This is a genomic window from Bacillota bacterium, from assembly GCA_024655925.1.
In the GTDB taxonomy this organism is placed as follows: domain Bacteria; phylum Bacillota; class DTU025; order DTU025; family JANLFS01; genus JANLFS01.
In genome coordinates this window covers 1-17,827 of sequence record JANLFS010000016.1, presented here as the reverse complement: position 1 = coordinate 17,827, position 17,827 = coordinate 1, and the positions used below count along the sequence as shown (strand labels likewise).

Here is a 17,827-nt window from a genome sequence, read left to right as displayed (position 1 = left end):
TATTGATAGCCAGCGAACACAGTGAGTGCATGATCCAGAAGCTTGCGCGCGGCAACCACGTCTGATCCTGCCGCCTCACGCGCCGTGATACCGGCCTCAACCGCCCCAAGCCTCGACCGGATCTCCCCATAGAACCGGCGATAGTCAGCTAGAACTGGGGATCTTGAGTTGAACTCGAACCAGTCCTCGAACCCCGAGGCGGCTGCTGCCTCCCTGAGCCACCCTGATTGCCCGTCCGGCAACTGCCCCACATATGTCCTGGGTGTTCCGGCCCTGAGCCTCTCCTCCAGAGTGGTCAGTCGGACCCACTTCTCGCGGCCGATGGCCCCGAGTAGTGTATCCAGGTTCGACCAGGACACAGCGGGTCCCGGCAGCCCGAGGTCGCGTGCATAGACCACAACTGAGGTATCGTGGGTATCCGAGTCGTACTTCCGTCTGAGGTAGTCAAGGACTGGGCCTGGGTTTCCGGATGTCATAGCCCGGTCCACTACAGCCACGAACTCGGTGTCGATGGCGAAGACGGTCAACTCCCGGCCGAGCCGCGACGTGCGGACAGGAGTGTGAATGTCGGTCCGCGGCACGCCGCCCGACAACAGAATCTCATCGGGGAGCAATACATGGGTGAAACCGAACCCGCTCAGGACGGGAAGAAGCTCGTGCTTCCACGCGCCAGATGAGTCCCAAAACCCAGTGGGGGCCTCTCCCGCAATCCTCTCCGCGGACTGAGCCCCGAGTCTCATCTGTATCTGGTTGTCCCACGGGTCCGAGGAGTAAAGGATGTTCTGGGCATAGGGTGTCGTTACCAGCTGAAACTGCCCTCTTGCCGTTCCGTTTGCGAGGAGCCTGATGAACCTCGGGCTTGTCCACTGAAGCGATGTGGCGAGAGTGCCGGCTACAGAGAACACGAACTTCTGCTCCGGGTGGGCGAGGGCAGTCTCGATAAGCCCTTCGTACAACGGCGGCGCTGAAAGCCCCGATGCCGGGCCGGGTGCCCCGGCGAGGTTCAGCACGAAGACCACATCGAGGACCCGGTCCTCCGCCTCGGACACGGCGATGACAGGCCAAGACGCAGCCAGGGCCACCCCTGCAATGACCATCCACGTAAGAGCTGCTTTCATCATGCACAACCCCCCATATGGCCGGCCTCCAGAACCTGATCAGCTCTCCCGGCGCGCCCTGGGCAGCAGGATAACCAGCGCCGCAAGGAGCAGAATGACGCCGAGGGCGACACCGAGGAGGATGAACGAGGTCCTACCTCGCGGGTCGACATTCGCGGGGTACAAGACTGCGAGTCTCCGTTCAGCCTCATTCCACGAACCGAGCTGGCGCGCCTGAGTGTAGTCTCCGGACTCGGGCGCCAGGATGTCGATGACATTCGGGTTCGAGTACAGGTCCGAGCCTCCCCCGAAAACCCACTGACCCGCTCTCTCCATCACCGGTCGGAAGTTATCGGGGCCATACCCGTCTTGCGATGCAGACAGCACATAGTACTTCCAAGTCTCCTTGGGCTCACCGACGACCTCCCGGGACACTGTGGCGCGAATAGTTCTGCCATCCGGGAGCAATTCCGCGATCACGGCGTCCGCTCTGCCAGCGGATTTCGCGTCGTCAGAGGCTAGGAAAACCCGGCTCCCTCCCCATGCCATTATCCTTATGTTCACATCCCACGCATACCTTGGATCAAACGTCACACAAGCGCCTTCCCGCAGCGTGTCGCTGCGCCCTGCGTTGGGAGCAGTATCGATGTAGATGTTCAGGAGCTGATGGCTGAAACCCTCCTGCGCATTCCACGGGTTGGTCATCTCCCTGAACGTAGTCTCGAAGTAGACACTTGCGTCATCGAAAGAGACCCGGAACCTGGTGATGTCGAAAAGCCCGGTGAACGGCCTAAACGCGGGGTTCGTGGGGTAGGTGTACGACCCCGGACCGTTGTCGTCGGCTTCGGGGTCCCAGGCCTCGAAAAGGTTCTGTTCCTGCGCAGAAGCACGCCCCGGCGCGCAGACTGCCATTGCCGCAATGACCGCGTAGACCAGCCAGTTCCTCAAGGGTGTCCCCCCCCCGAATATCCCTATTTCCTCGCCTTGTCGAGGGCGTAGCACGCTGCCCCAAGGGCGCCCACGTCCTCCCCGAGGGCCGCTGGCACAATGGCGACATCCCGCGCAGCGTATGCGAACGCCCTGAGAGAGACGGTGGCCCGCACCGTGTCGAACAGGATGTCGCCAGTGCGCGACACCCCGCCACCTACGACCACCATCTGGAGGTTCAGCAAGTTCAACACGTTTGCGACCGCAATTCCAAGATATTCGAAGGCGTCGTGCAATATGGCGAGGGCCGCACGGTCTCCTGCACGAGCGGCTGCCGCCACTACGGACGCATCGACCCGAGAGGCATCTCCCCCACCCGCGCGCAGGATCCCTTCCCCTGTGGGACGGCACGCCACCTCCTGCCCTCTTCTACCTATGGCGGTTCCGGAAGCCACAGCTTCAAGGCAACCGCGGTTCCCGCACCCACACAAGGGGCCGTCCTTCACCATCGTAACATGCCCCAGCTCACCGGCGGATCCAGAGAATCCCCTGTAAAGCTGACCCCCCAGGATGAGGCCGCTCCCGATACCCGTGCTCACAGTGATGTAGATCATGTGCGACGTGCCGCGCCCGGCGCCGAGTCGGTTCTCAGCCAGCGCGGCCAGATTCGCGTCGTTTTCCAGGAACACTGTCCGCCCGAGAGCTTCTCCAACGATTCTGGCTGCCGGCACGCACTTCCACCCGAGGTTGGGCGCATCCAGTACGACTTCCCCCGTCGGGTCCACCGGACCTGGCGACCCGATCGTCACCGCGTCTACGTCCTGGATTCCTCGCGGCAGGCACGATGCGACCTGCATGGCGGAGTCGACAATCCGGTCCAGCACGGCCCGGGACCCTTCTTCCGGCCGGGTCGTGATGACCAGCCTCTGGATAACTGAGAGGTCTCCTCCAGTCAGAACAGTGGCGATCTTCGTGCCCCCGAGGTCGATACCGATGACATACGGTCCCGAAATGCTCAATTCCTCCACACTCCCGCATCTTCGTACAATGGGATGCCGGGGCTCATCGCCCCGGCCGAAACCAGCTGCCTGACTATCTGATGGCGCGCTCGGTCTTGGGGTCGAAGAGGTGCGCTTTGTCCATGTTGATAACCACCGCATGCTGTTCACCGTCGCGGGCGCGGGTCCTCGCGTTGACCCGGCCGACCATCGAGTGAGGTCCAGTGCTGAGATAGAGATAGACTTCGGACCCCATTGGCTCTGTGACGTCGACCTGGCAGTTGATTACCCGATCCTCTGGCGGGTTGACTACGAACTCCCTGTCCGCGATGTCTTCGGGGCGGATGCCGAGGATGACCCGTTCGTCCCGGTACTTGGCGATATCCCCAAACCTGCCCCCCGGCACCGGCATCGTGAAGCTCTCGCAGTCGAGGATGAATTGGTCACCTTCCTGGCGCACCACGGCAGGAATGAAATTCATTGCCGGGCTGCCTATGAAGCCTGCGACGAAGACGTTGTCGGGCTTCTCGTATATCTCAAGGGGCGCCCCCACCTGCTGTATGAAGCCGTCCTTCATAACAACGATACGGTCGCCCATCGTCATCGCTTCAGTCTGGTCGTGAGTCACGTAGATTACGGTTGTCTGCAACCTGTTGTGGAGTTTGGATAGTTCCGCCCTCATCTGGACACGGAGTTTCGCATCGAGGTTGGAGAGCGGCTCGTCCATGAGGAACACCTTCGGTTCGCGTACAATGGCGCGGCCCAGTGCCACACGCTGGCGTTGGCCACCCGAGAGAGCCTTGGGCTTTCGATCGAGAAGGTTCTCGATCCCCAGGATCTTTGCGGCTTCCTTCACCCTCCGGTCGATCTCTGCACGGGGAAACCTCCTTAGCTTCAGCCCGAATGCCATGTTGTTGTAGACGTCCATGTGGGGGTAGAGGGCGTAGTTCTGGAAGACCATCGCGATGTCACGGTCCTTCGGCGGGATGTCGTTGACAAGAGTGTCCCCGATGTAGATGTTGCCGTCGGTGATCTCCTCAAGGCCTGCCACCATTCGTAGAGTCGTTGACTTCCCGCACCCAGACGGCCCGACTAGGACCAGGAACTCCTTGTCCTGAATGTCGAGGGTCGCCTCATTCACCGCGATAACGTTCCCGAACTTCTTGGTCACCCGCTCAAGTCTGACCCCAGCCATATTATGACCCCCTTCTATACTTTCGGTGGCTCTTCGCCCACCTGGTCCCTTTGACTATTCCACAACCCCACTCCTAATCCTTCAACGGGAGCACGTTGTTCCGCGTATAATGGCACAGAAAACCCATAGGTGGTGATCACTATTGACTGACAACAGGCCGCTCATCCTGAGGCCGGGCATGGTTCTCGTCCCTGTCGGCAATGTCCAGGAGCAGCTATTCTACAAAGGATTCCCCATTGGCGCGGTGGACAACATCTTCGGGCCCGAGACGGAGAATGCAGTCAGGCAGTTCCAGGCGAGCGTGGGCCTTCCTGAGACCGGGATTGTGGATCCCGAGACTTGGCGGCTGCTGTTCGACAACGGCCTCCCTCTGCCTATGATACCAGGGTGTGAGGAAGCGATGGCATGTGCAGACACACAGGCGGGGGCCCGAGACGGCTCCGGGCCAAGCGAACAAGAGGCTGGGGATGGCCCCCCCCCAGGCGGCGGGTCCGCAAGCGGACCCGCACCCAAAGCCAAGGCTGAGTCCGAGGCCAAAGCAGAACCAGACCGAGAATCCGACCTGAGCATGGCCGGTAGTCCAGGCATGCGCCAGGGGGTCTCGATACACATCAGCCTCGCGCGCAGGCGGCTAACACTCATGAGGGGAGGAGCCCAGATAGCGAGCTACCCGGTGGCGGTGGGGAAGCCGGCAACGCCCACTCCCACAGGGGACTGGACCACGCTGAACAAGGCGGTAAACCCGGGGGGGGTGTTTGGGACCAGGTGGATGGCTTTCACCACCCGGGGCCACGGGATCCATGGCACGAACCAACCGCAGTCGATAGGACACGCTGTCTCCAACGGATGTGTCAGGATGTACAATTGGGACGTGGAGTCGCTCTTCCCGCAGGTTCCGGTGGGCACTCCTGTGATCATCCGGGCAGGAGATCCCGCTCCGGCGCCGGCCCCGGGAACATATGTGGTGCAACCCGGGGACACTCTGTGGGCCATCGCGAGAAGGTTCGGGACGACAGTCCAGGCTATCATGGCGGCTAACAACCTTACAACGGACATCCTTCGCGTTGGGCAGGTCCTGGTCATCCCAGGAGCACCAGCTGCCCCTGTGCCGCCCCCGCCAACCACGGGCCGCGACTACGTGGTGCAGCCCGGAGACACTCTGTGGGCCATCGCCCGCAGGTTCGGAACGACAGTCGAGGCCATAATGGCCACAAACAACCTCGCAACTACGACCATATTCGTCGGACAGAGACTCAGGATCCCCGGAGGCACTGCTCCGCCCACAGCTCAGCCACCTGGAGCACCCAGGGAGTATGTGGTACAACCCGGGGACACTCTGTGGGCGATCGCTCGCAGGTTCGGAACGACAGTCGAGGCCATAATGGCAGCAAACAACCTCACAACGACAACGATATTCGTCGGACAGAGACTCAGGATCCCAGCATGACATGGAACGAGAGGACCCGGCAAACCCGGGTCCTCTCTCTTTCGAGTCGTGCCGTTCTCAAGTCTCGGGGCACGGCCTCTAGAAAGCGACTTCCATGCCGGCCGAGACCTTGTTGGTGCCGAGGTCGTTGCAGGTGTAGCCGAGCCTGACGCCGTTGGGCGCGGTGTACTCGATCTTGGCCTCGCGCCTCGGGGTCTCATTGCCGTCCTCGTCAGGCTCCGGAGCGGAGTCGTAGCGGCCGGAGACCTTGATGCCCTTGAGCATTGCCAGGTCGGAGGTGATGGAGGCCTCCGCTACGTGGTGCAGGTTCGTCGGTGAGAAGTCCATCATGGTCACGTCGTAGCTGGCAGCTACCTTGAGGGCAGGGAGGATCTCCCGCTCGGCCATGCCGATACCCAGGGTGGTCTTGTGGCTGGTAGTCTCTTCGTTCAGGTCCTGGGTTACCTTATGGCCTGCTGTGAAGTCGAACCCGGCGAATTCCGTGGCCGCACCGACTCCAACCGAGCGCTCATCGTCGATGTTGCCGTCGTTCCCGGTTCCGAGAAGCTCGACATCAGCAGAGAGGTCGAACGCCGCGATCCGGGTGGCCACGCCCGCTGTCACTGCAGTCACGCCTGCCTCGCCATAGAGAGGGCCTTTGTCGCTCATGTCAGCATAGACAGGAGCGAAGTCCTCGCCGGTCCTCCTGTATGCTGCGTTGGCGGTGATGTTGAACGGGAGCCCAACGGTGGCGCCAACCCTTATGGCCGAACCCTCAGCGTTGGTCTGGCCCGCGTAGGTTCCTTCCACAGCCACGTTCTGCATAGGGGTCATCCTGAGTGTAGCAGCGTAGCCCACTTCGTCCTCGCCGACTTTGGCGACGGTGCCGTCAATTCCTACTCCTGCAACCTCAGTTCTGGCCCGCATGCCGCGAACGGCGCGGTCAGAATCCCAGCCGTAGAATCCGTCGATCAGAACGGGGCCGGCAACTATGCCAGATATCGATCCGCCCTCGATGTCGTGGACCGCCCGGTCGGAACTGGTGACCATGACGTACGGTGAGTACGCGATATCGAGGTCACCAAGCCTGGTCACGACGGAAGGTCCGTCGGCCCAGTACGCGCCACTTGCCTCCAGGTAGGCTCTGTTGATGGCGAGTTGGCTCAGGAGGTTGCCAGGCGCCGCCTCGGCGGACCCCATCGGGGCCTCGAACGCCCACTCTATCGGGGCGAACTCCACGACGGCCTTGATGTCCTGACCGCCCGTGAGGCTCATGTTCAGGTTCAGTTCCAGAGCGGTGCTGGATCCGGGCCCTCCCTCGAAGTCGTACCACATCTCGTTGGAGAGCGCGCCGCCGATGGTCATGTTGGCGGCTGAAACAGGCACTGCGAGCGATGCGATGAGCGCTGCCGCGAGTACCACTGCGAGTCTCTTCATGTCTGTTCCCCCTTGATCATCGTGTGCTGCTTCGTTACTGGGAACTTTTCGTGTTCTGCTGCGTTTCGAATGAGTAAGGTGGCTCGGAGTGTGCTGCGTGTGGGGCGGGTCCCGGGAAGTGTCCTTGTTGCCTTCATGGGTGTCTCCGCCACCGGGCTACGTAGTCTGGCGCCGTCCGCGCGGGCTTTCGGGCAATTCGGGGGAGCACCTCCTTTCTCGCCATGAACCGCGTTTCCGGCAAGCTTGTTGTCGATCACATCAGGCTGCGATTCGGGGTCACTGCCTGTTCCGGGATATGAATTCTATCTCGGATCTAACGTTCCTGCAGGTAGAAGGGCATATGAGCTGTGTAAGTTGTGGTGAGGAAGGTGTGGGGCTCCACGATTGGGTGCCAAATGGAAAAGGCGCGGACTCTTCCGCGCCCGGCCTTGGCGGCCCAGATCTCTGGGCCGGTCAGCTCATGAGAAGCGCCAAAATCGCCTTCTGCACGTGCATCCTGTTTTCCGCCTCGTCCCAGATGGCAGACTGAGGGCCGTCCGCAACCTCGTCGGTTATCTCCTCGCCCCGGTGAGCGGGAAGGCAGTGCATCACCATACAGTCGGGCTTTGCCTTGGACAGTAGCGCCGCGTTGAGCTGATAGGGTTTCATCGCCTCCACCCTCTCCGCGTGCTCCGCCTCCTGGCCCATGCTGGCCCACACATCAGTATACAGGACATCTGCTTCCCGGACTGCCTCGACGGGATCGTTGGTCACCTCTATTTCGGCTCCGGTAGCTCTGGCGTCGCTCCTGGCCGCGTCGAGCACTGCCGGATCAGGCTCGTACCCGGGAGGGCACCCCACGGTCACGCTCATCCCCACCTTGGCACAGGTGAACATCAATGAGTGGGCAACGTTGTTCCCGTCGCCGACGAATGTCAGCTTCCTGCCTCTGGGGTCGCCCTTCCACTCGAAGACAGTGAAAACGTCGGCCAGTGCCTGGCATGGATGGAGGAGGTCCGTAAGGCCGTTGATGACAGGCACCGACGCCCCCTCGGCCAGTTCCACCACGTCCGCGTGGGCATATGTGCGGATCATGATCCCATCAACATACCTCGACAGGACTCGTGCCGTATCGGACACAGTCTCGCCGCGGCGAAGCTGAAGGTCGTTGGCGTTGAGGAACAGCCCGTACCCGCCCAATTGCCATATGGCGGTCTCGAAGGATACCCTCGTCCTCGTCGACGGCTTCTGGAATATCATGGCGAGAGTTTTGCCCCGCAGGATAGGGTGTGGCACCCCTGCCTTCTGCTCTGCCTTAAGCACAGCGGAGAGGTCCATCACCCTCTTGACCTCATCCTGCGATAGATCGTGGACTGAGATCAGATCCTTGCCCGACAGCCCCCTGCCCACGGAATCGTAGAGAAGTCTCATGGCCTCACTCATTGCAGCACCCACCTTCAAGACTGTGATCGGGCCCGCGCCCTCGCGTCCTGGAAACAAGCTGTGCAACCGCGGCGGCGTGCCCTTCCGCCCTATGGCCTCCTCTATTCGGCGCACAGATCAGTATTCCTCCGCACCGGTATGCTCGCGCCACACTTCGGACAGGCTGTCCCATCGAGGTACACCCGGACAGAGAGGAATCCGCGCCTCTCGATGAGTGTCTCGCCACAGGAGGGACAGACCGTGTCGTTTCCTCCCGGGATCTCAGCGTTCCCAACGTATACGAACCTCAGGTGCCGGCTGGCGACCTCTCTGCACTTCACGAGCGTGGAGACGGGGGTGGGCGGAATATCCATCACATAGTTTGGGAAATACCTCGACAGGTGCAGGGGTATGTCCGGCGACAACGAGCAGATCCAGGCCGCAAGCTCGTCTATCTCCTCGGGTGAATCGTTCATGCCCGGGATGATCAGAGTGGTCAATTCGATGTGACACCGGCCGAACGCTGCTTTTATGGTATCCAGCACCGGCTCGAGTCTCCCTCCGCAGACCTTTCTGTAGAATTCGTCCCGAAACGCCTTGAGGTCGATGTTCATAGCGTCGACGTACGGCAGCAACTCGGCTAGAGGCTCCGGGTTGATCTGCCCGTTGGTGACCAGGACATTGACGAGCCCCGCCTGCCTGATGAGTTTCGCGCAGTCGAGCACGAACTCGTACCACACCAAGGGCTCGGAGTACGTGTAGGCTACCCCGACCGACCGCCCCCGGTTTGCCAAGGCGGTCCTCGCTATGTCTTCCGGCGAAATGTTGTCATGGTCTGCTTCCCGCTGAGATATCTCCCAGTTCTGGCAGAACTTGCACGTGAGGTTGCAGCCGAACGTCCCGATCGAGAGTATCCCGCAGCCTGGGTGGAAATGATAGAGCGGCTTCTTCTCGATGGGATCGATCGATGCTGAAGTAACCGCCCCATAGCCCAGGGCCACGACCTTCCCGCCTACCAATCCTCTCGTCCGGCATGCTCCCCTTCCTCCTTCTGCGATCCTGCACCGCCTGGGGCAGAGCTCGCATATCCCCCGTTCGCCCTCGACTCGGGCGTACATAGCCTCCCTACTCGTGCCTTACCACCTCGAACCTTGAGAGTTCGACCTCTTCGTTCGGGCCTATTCCTGCCTTGCGTCTGGCGATCGCAATCTGCTCCTCCACGGTATCGATGCCTTCGAGATCCGGGAGGAGCAGGCCAACACGGCCGCCTCTTCGAACTATCACCCCATACCGCTTGGGATCCAGTTCCTCTGGTCCAGAGATTCTTTCGGCAGGAGTGAGCACGTCCACCTTGTAGGTGAGCTGCGGGAGTTCGGAAGGGCGGACTTGGTCGAACCTTGGGTCTTCAGTAGCGGCCGCTATAGCGTTCCTTATGATCTCTTCTGCGATGTTTGAACGCGTCGGCGAAGTAGTGCCGATGCACCCGCGCAGCTCCCGGCCCCGGTGTATTGAGCAGAAGACCCCGGCTCTCCCTTCCATACCCTGCGGGAGAGGGTTCGGAGCCTCCACCACTCGGCCGTTCCTTACATAAGCTTCCACTGCTGCGCGGGCCAAGGCCACTTCCGCTGACTCATGCCTCCTGCGTTCCTCGGCTACGAGCCCCAGTGCCCGTTCGATGGCGGGAAGAAGAGATTCACTGCGAGGCCCCCCCATCGGTTGGAAGGCGGCCACGGCGTATCCGACGCCGAAAGGCCCTTCGTAGGAGATGACCTCTGACTGGACCGTCAGGCTATCTAGAGCACCCAACAGCATCAGGATCGGCCTCAGGCCACATTCTCCGGCCGCTGATACCAGGGATTCATCCAACGCGGCGACGGCAACCGCGTCCCTCCGCTCAAGCGCCGCCACGACCTGTTCGTCGAACTCCTGGCCGCGGGGATCATAACCCGCCGGGGCGTCCCTGGTAAGCCGGTGGGAGAGGTCCCCTGAGGCAATCAGGGCTACTCTCCGGTCGACATCCGCGACCGCCCGCGCAATGGACATGCCGAACCTGTAGAGTTCGTCCGGAGTGCCCAGCCCCATGGACATTGGAACCAGCCGGAACCTCGGAGAGTCCCCTGCAAGGAAATACGCTGGGACCAAGACTCCATGGTCCAGTTCCCTTGGCACCCGGTTCCTGCGGGCGCCCGCCTCGTCCAGAATCACGGCCGGAAGGCCTGATTCGCGCGACCGGGCGGCAATTGCGTGCGCGAGCTCGAGGTCGTTGGAGAAATCCAGCCTCATCTTTGAGCCGAATTGGTGAAAGCTCCCACCTACATGCGGGAAGCCCATGATCGCGACAGCGTCCCGGAACACTGGAGCGTGGGGGGAGATGATTATGACCGTGTCCGGCTTGGCCTTCTCCAGCCGCCCTGCGAGGGCGCGCATGGCCCGGACCGTCCTCTCGGCGCGTTCAGTCTCCCCTTTCCCTATCTCAGAGATGATGATGGGAGGGTGAGGGGCAAGCGCAGCCAAGACTAGTTCACCCACGACAATACCTCCCAGACACCACTTTTGCCACATAAGGAGAAGTCATGGCCGAAAGCAAAGCACCGTAGGAGAGCGAGAATCTCACTTCGTCTCCAACCCTCAAGCCCTTACATTTCGTCACATCCAAAATAAGGTGATCGCTGGACGCCCCCAGGACGTGCACACACTGATCTACCGGCTCAATCCCCTCTACCATCACATCTTGCCTGCCCATGTCCAGGATCGCCCTCGTCATCCAGCCACGATCCCCGAACTCCGGCTCGTTTCCAAAGGCATCTTGGGCACGCTGGCCTATGGGAACGGACGGCTTTCGCCTGAGTTCTATCACCTCTCCAACCAGAGTGAAAGCGTCCTGGTGCAGCCCGGGAATTGGGGATCTGTCTGTGACGTACCGTCCCACCAGGATACTCTCCCCCACTCGGAGCTGGTTGACTCCCGAAGGCATCAGTCCTTGTTCAAGCATTGATAGGGCGGAGCTATTGCCGCCGGATATGATCTCGAGGGGCCTCCCGATCGCCTGCTCGACCTCAGCCGCGGTATCCATAAGGACCTGCATGTTTTCGACGGAGGGGACCACGCCCCCGTAACAGGCGTGGTTCGTGCCGATCCCCATGACCCGCACTCCTTCAACTGAGTCCATTGCTCGTGCAGTCTCCGCAGCCTTATCCGGCCAGACACCTTCGCGCAAGTCCCCTACATCTATCATGAGGACCACACCGTGTTCGACCCCGCAATACCTTGCCTCCCTGCCGATTGCCTGAACGGTCTCAACTTCGGACTCGAGGCTGATGTCCGCCACCTCCACCGCAGCTCGCACAGTGCTGCGGCTCGGAGCCCGCAAGAGCAGAAGCGGAAGCCCAAAACCCGCCGACCGGACGGCAAGGAGGTTCTCAACCCTCGAATCCGCAAGCCACCTTGGGCCACTCTCTGCCATGACGCGAACCACGGCTGGGTGAGCGCACACACACTTGGTGACCGCCGCGACGCCGATCCCGTATTTGCTGCACAGTGACGACACAGCCCTCACATTCGCCGCCAGCCGGCCAAGGTCCATCTCCACCCTTGGGCTACGCAGCAGACAGGATTCACTCATCGCCCGTCCCCACTGCGTTTCCACGCGACGAGTTGCACCGGGCCACCCGTGCGCCCAGTGAAGCCAGTTTGCCGCAGATGTTCTCGTAGCCCCGGTCGATGTGGTTGACACCCGATATGGTGGTTTCGCCCTCCGCCATCAGCCCAGCCAAAACCAGCGACGCGCCAGCTCGAACGTCGGTGGCGCGGACGCGCGCCCCGGTCAGCCGCGGGACCCCTTCTATGATCACACTCCTGCCTTCGAGGCGCATGGTCGCACCCATGCGTTTGAGCTCGTCCACGTGCAAGAAGCGGCTTTCGAAGACCGACTCCGTGATCACGCTCACGCCTGATGCCACTGAGAGTGCCGCTGTAAGCTGGGGCTGGACATCAGTAGGGAACCCTGGGTACGGCATAGTCTTGGTATCACACGGCTTCGGGGGCCCGCTCATCTGGACTTCCACCCAGTCCTCACCTACCCGGACGTCCGCTCCAACCTCCGCGAACTTGGAGAGAACCGAATCCAGGTGCGTCGGGATCACGTCGTCGACCCTTACCTGCCCACGGGTGACTATGCCCGCGGCAAGGTAGGTGGCTGCCTCGATCCGATCCGGGATGACGAAGTATGAGACTGCCGACAGTGATTCGACCCCCTCCACCCGGATAACGTCCGTTCCCGCTCCCCGGATGTTGGCCCCCGCGAGGTTGAGGAAGTTTGCCAGATCGACGACTTCTGGCTCTTTCGCCGCGTTCTCGATCGTACTTGTCCCGCGAGCACGGCACGCCGTCATCATTATGTTTTCGGTTGCCCCCACGCTTGGAAAGTCGAGATACACTCGGGCACCGGTCAAGCGGTCTGCCCTCGCAGAGATGTACCCATGTTCCACCTCAACCACGGCGCCGAGAGCACGAAACCCCTTTATGTGGAGGTCCATGGGTCGGGACCCTATCTGATCCCCTCCCGGCATGGCCACTCGGACTCGGCCCCACCTCCCAAGAGTGGGTCCGATGAGGAGGCTTGATGCCCGGAGCATCTTCGACAGCTCGTAGGGAGCCTCGGGATGTATAGTGCGGTGCGGCCGTATCCTCATAGTGCGCGGGCCTGCTGGCTTTGCCGCCACACCCATCTCTTGGAGTATCCTGGACATGACCGCCACGTCCCCGATATCTGGGACGTTCTCCAGCACAGTCTCACCTTCTGCGAGGAGCGCCCCTGCCATCAGAGCAAGGGCGGCGTTCTTGCTGCCACTCACCCTGACAGCCCCAGAGAGGCGTGCTCCCCCGGCTACGGTCAGTTCCACAGGCTGCGACCTCCACTGCGGGCGGGATTGTCTTCTGTTGGCCCGTGGGTAGCTATTCTTCACGGCCTGTCTCATGTCCTTTCACTACGTCCGGAAATCCACGATACTCAGGTCCCTCTCAAGAGGCCCCTCGATTGCCAGGTGTCCGGATATGGTCGTCAAGGCCCTTCCTTCTACCAGGAGCTTGACCTTCTTCACGTAACCCAGCTCGGTGAGGCTGTTCACAATGGAGTAGACCGTAATCTCCTCGCACCGGCTGCCTCCCCAGTGATTGGTGACGAATTCCGCCGAGAGGTCGACGATCGCAATGTCGCCTTCCAACCGCACACCTCTCAGGACCGTTCCTTTCGGTATGGTCGGCTGCAGTATGCTGTCTGTGCCCGGGCCGAAGATTAGCCCTTCCATGATGGCACGGAGGACGTCAGTGCGGCTCCGGGTGCTGAGTCCTGGGACAGTCCTTATCTCCGGCATCAGCGAGTCCTCGAAGTTCGTGGGCCCTCCGAAGTAGAGCACCATGTCGTCCGGTGTCTTGGGCGAGACCTGCGCGGAGTCCGGCGGAGCAACAGCGACTTTCCTCACCAGCCCCCAGTCATCCTCAGTAGCGTGCTTCTCCTGCCTGCTCCGGGCAAGGAAATATGAGACGATTCCGTGGTATATTGCGTCGGCAACCCGGACTCTGTATTCGGCATCCAACAGAAGCCGCTCCTCCCGGGGGTTTGAAAGGAACCCCACCTCCACCAGGGCCGCAGGCACCTTCACCTGTCGGAGGACGTACAAATCCGCAGGCCTTGCACGCCGTGTGTTCGGACCTAGCCTGCGCACCAACTCCGTCTGGATGTGCTCAGCCAGGATCCGGCTCTCCTCGGAGCGGGGGTTGTAGAACACCTGGGCCCCTGACCACTGCGGCTCCGGAAAGCTGTTGGCGTGGATGCTTATGAACAGGTCCGCCTGTGTGGAATTGGCCAGGTCAGCTCTGCGGCGGAGCTCCTCCCGCTTACGTGAACCAGAGATATCTTCACCATCCTGGATCAGATCATGGTCCCCTTCTCTGGTCATCATGGTGTGGACTGCGACGCGGTTCAGAATGACCTTCAGCTCCTGTGCAATGTGGAGGTTTATGTCCTTCTCTACGGCGCCGTTCTTCCCTCGAGCCCCAGCGTCCGGTCCTCCATGGCCCGGATCGATCACAATGGTCCGGCCCGAGACCAGATCCCTCAGAGGGGCAAGGGTCATGACCGCTGCCTTGCCAGCATAATAGGCGGTAGCTCCAACAAGGACAGCCAGGACAAAAAGGGCCGCCGCCCGCTGGGACACGATCAGGATGAAGGTCACTCGTCTCACTCCGGCATCCCCCACCGGTCCCTTTTGTAGGTGTCATGGAACGGGACCCAAAAGAGGATATGCCGCCCGGGGCGGTCAGATTCCCTCTACGCACGTGCCCTGATCACGCGATAACCCCCGCCTATCTCGGGTTCGTCAGTCTCCCCGAAAGACGCCTCAACGAATGCTCGCACTGACCTCGCCCCCTGTTTGGTACGAACCACCAGATAAAACCTTCCTCCCGGATTGAGGTGGTCGCGGGCCTCGGTGATCAGCCTGTGGACCACGGTCTTCCCCGCTCTGATAGGAGGGTTCGTCGCTATGCAGTCGAACTTCAGGTCCCCAAACACCCCAAGCCCGTCCCCACACACGACAGACACCCCGGGAACCAGGTTGAGCCTGGCGTTCACCCGTGCGAGTTCGCACGCACGCTCGTTCACGTCCACCATAGTGACTGAGACCTCCGGGTTCGTTGCGGCAACGGCGATACCCACCACACCGTATCCGCACCCCAGATCCAGGAAAGACTCACCCGCAGCAACATGGACTGCTTCCAGAAGGAGGTCCGTCCCCCTATCTATCTTGTTCCTGGAGAACACCCCGGCGTCGGTAAGAAAGACGAGATCTGCGCCGCGGTACCGGTAGTGAATCCGGCGTGGGTCGTGCCGCGAGGTAGGTCCGGGAGTGAAGTAGTGCTCCACCAAGGCACATCTCTCCTTTGCTGCGTGCCGCGTCACCCGCTCCTCTGGCACATCTGACTTTTAGTTCTACATTGTCGTCCGCTTCCCTTGGAACATGCCTGGGCTGTCAGGCAACTAACAAAGGGGGCGAGCCACGGGCCCGTCCCCTATCCCTGCTTCCACCCCACGCCCCGAGAGGCCAACTACATCGTGAGGCTGCCCTCAGGTGTCGATATGATCTGCAGGACCTTCTCCTCCTGGCCAGTCTCTGCGTTGATGTAGACCACGAAGTCCTCCCCGAAGGCGGTAGCTCGGAACTCCCAGCAGAACACCTCGTTGGGGTCCACGGTCTCCACGGGGATCACGGCCAGTCGGGCCGGTCCCTGGACCTCCAGTGCGGGGCTGAGAAGCTCCCGGGCCTCCTCAGCGGTTATCTCCGGCCTCGGCAAACGCCTGTCGCGGTGCGACATCAGGTAACCCAGAGCTTCATAGGCCATAATGTCCCCAGTGTCCAGCCCCACCTTGACTTTCACCAAGTCCGGGTATACAAGCACCTTGCCTTGTGGTATGTCTTGGGTATAGACGAACGGGATGACCGCCACCCCACCCACTTCTGAGGCATAGGTGGGGCTCATCGCGGGCTTACCCCTCTGTGCGAGGAACTCGTTTGCCCGGGTGACTGCGGTCTTGAGGTCGAGCTTCTTGTTGCCTACGTCTCTTGCCACGGTCATGAGCACCACATGCCCGCCGGTCTTGGACACGTCAACCACTGCGTCGGGGGCGTTGGAGCCTCGGGGTGCGTCAAGTCGGATCCTGTAGGCGGGGATTCTTCCTCTCACGTCCTCCTCCACGGTGGCCGTGTGCCGAGACGCGTCGAACGGGACGAACCGTCTCGCCACCTCCTTCGCTTGCTCACCCGTGATCGGCGAACCTGTGACTCCCACAGGTTCCCTCTGCTCCACGTGGTCTGAGAACGGCCCATCGTAGATGAGCGTTGGGAAGTGCTGGACTTGTTCGTCTACGTTGGCAAACCCGTCATTTATGGCGTCTCCAGCCTGCCGGTTTCCATCTTCACGGGCCTGGGCGTTCGCGCGTCTGGCCACCTCCAGCCAACGGACTCGCCCCGCCGCAGCCTCCTCCTCCATCTTTCCCAGGCTCACTGCAAGCTCCTCTGACTGCTCCTTCATCTCGGCGAGCCTCTCCCAGTCTTGCTGTGTCATGGCCCTCTGGTCCGCAAGTTTCCTTGCTGTGACAAAGGCAAAGTCACCAACCTGGGTTAGGAAGTTGGACGCCTGCATTAACACCCTGTTCGACACCGGGAGATTGTTCAAGTTAGCCTGGGCATTGCTGGCCTCCCTCCACACGTCGGAGAGCGCGCCCACCCTGAGCCTCGGAGACCCTGATGCAAGGCTCTTGCTCAACGCAACTCGCACGTTGTCCACGTTCCCCACCAGGTCGAAGAAGGAATGGTAGTACTGGTTGTTCACAAGGACTTCCAGCCGGCGCCTCGCCGCGAACTGGGAGTACCCGAACACGAGGCTTCCTGCCAAGACCAGAACCCCCAAGAGGTATGTGAGGTTCCGGGCGGTCCTCGCCCTCCTGTCCTCTCCGCCCGTGTCCTGAGTGATATCGACTTCTTCGGTCATTCGGGTTTTCCCCTTTCAGTTCTTTGTCCGCCCCTATCTGGCAAACACGTGTTTGCCTATCCTCGTCGTAATGGACCGGCTCCACATCCACCGGCTCACGGGCTTCGACGGATTCCAGAAAAACAGGCATCCGTAGGTGGGATCCATACCGTTCACCGCGTCGCGTGCCGCGGATATCGCCTGCTGGCTCGGGGATCGCTGCCATATGAGCCCATTGGACACCGACTCGAACGCCTGAGGTTGGAAGACAACCCCGTTAATGGTGTTGGGGAACTTGGCGCTCTCCACCCTGTTCAACAGGACGGCCGCCACAGCCACCATGCCCTGGTAGGGCTCACCTTCTGCCTCCGCCGCCACCACTCTCGCAAGCAGCCCCACGTCACCCGCGCGTCGCTGCGCACTCGCCTCGTGCAGGCATACGCTGCCGATGGTCACACCCACAAGGGCGATGGCCACCCATGCGACTCGCCTACTTGACACTTGACCGCCCCCTTTTCGGCTCTACTATCTCGCGAAAACATGCTGTCCGATCCTGACAACAATCCGGCGCGTCCAGATCCACGGGTTGACCGGTCTTGCGGGGTTCCAGAAGAATATGCTGCCGTAGGTCGGGTCCCACCCATTCACCGCGTCCCGTGCCGCGCTGTAGGCAGCGCTGCTGGGGGTGCGACGCCACACGAGGCCATTTGTGACGGACTCCAGGGCGTGCGGCTGGAACACGACTCCCGAGAGAGTGTTCGGGAAACGGCCGCTCCTGACGCGGTTCAGCATCACTGCGCCCACAGCCACCTGCCCAGCG

At 61.4% G+C, this 17,827-nt stretch carries 16 protein-coding genes; 1 reads left to right on the top strand and 15 read right to left on the bottom strand.

The features are described from left to right. The 4 genes from NUW23_03965 to ugpC all read right to left on the bottom strand — a co-directional run. A partial coding sequence (locus tag NUW23_03965; GenBank protein MCR4425332.1) for a hypothetical protein occupies nt 1–1,121 on the bottom strand: 1,121 nt, incomplete at its 3' end. Between the two features lie 36 nt (nt 1,122–1,157). Then, the gene (locus NUW23_03960; protein ID MCR4425331.1) at nt 1,158–2,045 is read right to left on the bottom strand and encodes a hypothetical protein; all 888 of its coding nucleotides are present in this window, start codon (nt 2,043–2,045) and stop codon (nt 1,158–1,160) included. Nucleotides 2,046–2,068: 23 nt separating this feature from the next. Further along, nucleotides 2,069–3,043 (bottom strand): ROK family protein, encoded by a 975-nt coding sequence (locus NUW23_03955; GenBank protein MCR4425330.1) that lies wholly within the window; start codon nt 3,041–3,043, stop codon nt 2,069–2,071. A 73-nt stretch (nt 3,044–3,116) separates the two neighbouring features. Beyond that, nucleotides 3,117–4,217 carry a sn-glycerol-3-phosphate ABC transporter ATP-binding protein UgpC gene (gene ugpC / locus NUW23_03950; protein MCR4425329.1) on the bottom strand — a complete coding sequence of 367 codons (1,101 nt, stop codon included), beginning with the start codon at nt 4,215–4,217 and terminating at the stop codon, nt 3,117–3,119. Nucleotides 4,218–4,359: 142 nt separating this feature from the next. Here ugpC and NUW23_03945 point away from each other — a divergent pair, with 142 nt between their 5' ends. Then, the gene (locus tag NUW23_03945; protein MCR4425328.1) at nt 4,360–5,664 is read left to right on the top strand and encodes a LysM peptidoglycan-binding domain-containing protein; all 1,305 of its coding nucleotides are present in this window, start codon (nt 4,360–4,362) and stop codon (nt 5,662–5,664) included. Nucleotides 5,665–5,742: 78 nt separating this feature from the next. On the opposite strand, the gene NUW23_03940 is transcribed toward NUW23_03945, so the two are convergent. The 11 genes from NUW23_03940 to NUW23_03890 all read right to left on the bottom strand — a co-directional run. Further along, nucleotides 5,743–7,080 (bottom strand): hypothetical protein, encoded by a 1,338-nt coding sequence (locus NUW23_03940; protein ID MCR4425327.1) that lies wholly within the window; start codon nt 7,078–7,080, stop codon nt 5,743–5,745. Between the two features lie 453 nt (nt 7,081–7,533). Beyond that, the gene (argF, locus tag NUW23_03935) at nt 7,534–8,502 is read right to left on the bottom strand and encodes an ornithine carbamoyltransferase (GenBank protein ID MCR4425326.1); all 969 of its coding nucleotides are present in this window, start codon (nt 8,500–8,502) and stop codon (nt 7,534–7,536) included. A gap of 101 nt (nt 8,503–8,603) precedes the next feature. Further along, on the bottom strand, nt 8,604–9,599 hold the full coding sequence (gene amrS / locus NUW23_03930) for an AmmeMemoRadiSam system radical SAM enzyme (protein MCR4425325.1): 996 nt from the start codon (nt 9,597–9,599) through the stop codon (nt 8,604–8,606). A gap of 7 nt (nt 9,600–9,606) precedes the next feature. Then, on the bottom strand, nt 9,607–11,010 hold the full coding sequence (gene amrA, locus NUW23_03925) for an AmmeMemoRadiSam system protein A (GenBank protein ID MCR4425324.1): 1,404 nt from the start codon (nt 11,008–11,010) through the stop codon (nt 9,607–9,609). Further along, complete coding sequence (locus NUW23_03920; GenBank protein MCR4425323.1) at nt 11,003–12,103, bottom strand: alanine/ornithine racemase family PLP-dependent enzyme; 1,101 nt, start codon at nt 12,101–12,103, stop codon at nt 11,003–11,005. The genes amrA and NUW23_03920 overlap by 8 nt, the downstream gene beginning before the upstream one ends. Continuing rightward, nucleotides 12,096–13,382: a UDP-N-acetylglucosamine 1-carboxyvinyltransferase gene (gene murA, locus NUW23_03915; GenBank protein MCR4425322.1), complete on the bottom strand. Its 1,287-nt coding sequence runs from the start codon at nt 13,380–13,382 to the stop codon at nt 12,096–12,098. The genes NUW23_03920 and murA overlap by 8 nt, the downstream gene beginning before the upstream one ends. A gap of 84 nt (nt 13,383–13,466) precedes the next feature. Further along, nucleotides 13,467–14,723: an N-acetylmuramoyl-L-alanine amidase CwlD gene (gene cwlD / locus NUW23_03910; protein ID MCR4425321.1), complete on the bottom strand. Its 1,257-nt coding sequence runs from the start codon at nt 14,721–14,723 to the stop codon at nt 13,467–13,469. A gap of 86 nt (nt 14,724–14,809) precedes the next feature. Next, nucleotides 14,810–15,403 carry a methyltransferase gene (locus NUW23_03905; protein ID MCR4425320.1) on the bottom strand — a complete coding sequence of 198 codons (594 nt, stop codon included), beginning with the start codon at nt 15,401–15,403 and terminating at the stop codon, nt 14,810–14,812. A gap of 182 nt (nt 15,404–15,585) precedes the next feature. Next, nucleotides 15,586–17,028: a germination protein YpeB gene (ypeB, locus tag NUW23_03900; GenBank protein ID MCR4425319.1), complete on the bottom strand. Its 1,443-nt coding sequence runs from the start codon at nt 17,026–17,028 to the stop codon at nt 15,586–15,588. Between the two features lie 33 nt (nt 17,029–17,061). Further along, on the bottom strand, nt 17,062–17,508 hold the full coding sequence (locus NUW23_03895; GenBank protein ID MCR4425318.1) for a cell wall hydrolase: 447 nt from the start codon (nt 17,506–17,508) through the stop codon (nt 17,062–17,064). Nucleotides 17,509–17,532: 24 nt separating this feature from the next. Continuing rightward, nucleotides 17,533–17,827: cell wall hydrolase (locus NUW23_03890; protein MCR4425317.1), on the bottom strand; the 295-nt coding region annotated here is incomplete at its 5' end.

Coding starts and splice junctions, on each gene's coding strand:
- amrS (MCR4425325.1), bottom strand. CDS start 9,599: ATGTACGCCCGAGTCGAGGGCGAACGGGGGATATGCGAGCTCTGCCCC.
- ugpC (MCR4425329.1), bottom strand. CDS start 4,217: ATGGCTGGGGTCAGACTTGAGCGGGTGACCAAGAAGTTCGGGAACGTT.
- NUW23_03920 (MCR4425323.1), bottom strand. CDS start 12,103: ATGAGTGAATCCTGTCTGCTGCGTAGCCCAAGGGTGGAGATGGACCTT.
- NUW23_03940 (MCR4425327.1), bottom strand. CDS start 7,080: ATGAAGAGACTCGCAGTGGTACTCGCGGCAGCGCTCATCGCATCGCTC.
- argF (MCR4425326.1), bottom strand. CDS start 8,502: ATGAGTGAGGCCATGAGACTTCTCTACGATTCCGTGGGCAGGGGGCTG.
- ypeB (MCR4425319.1), bottom strand. CDS start 17,028: ATGACCGAAGAAGTCGATATCACTCAGGACACGGGCGGAGAGGACAGG.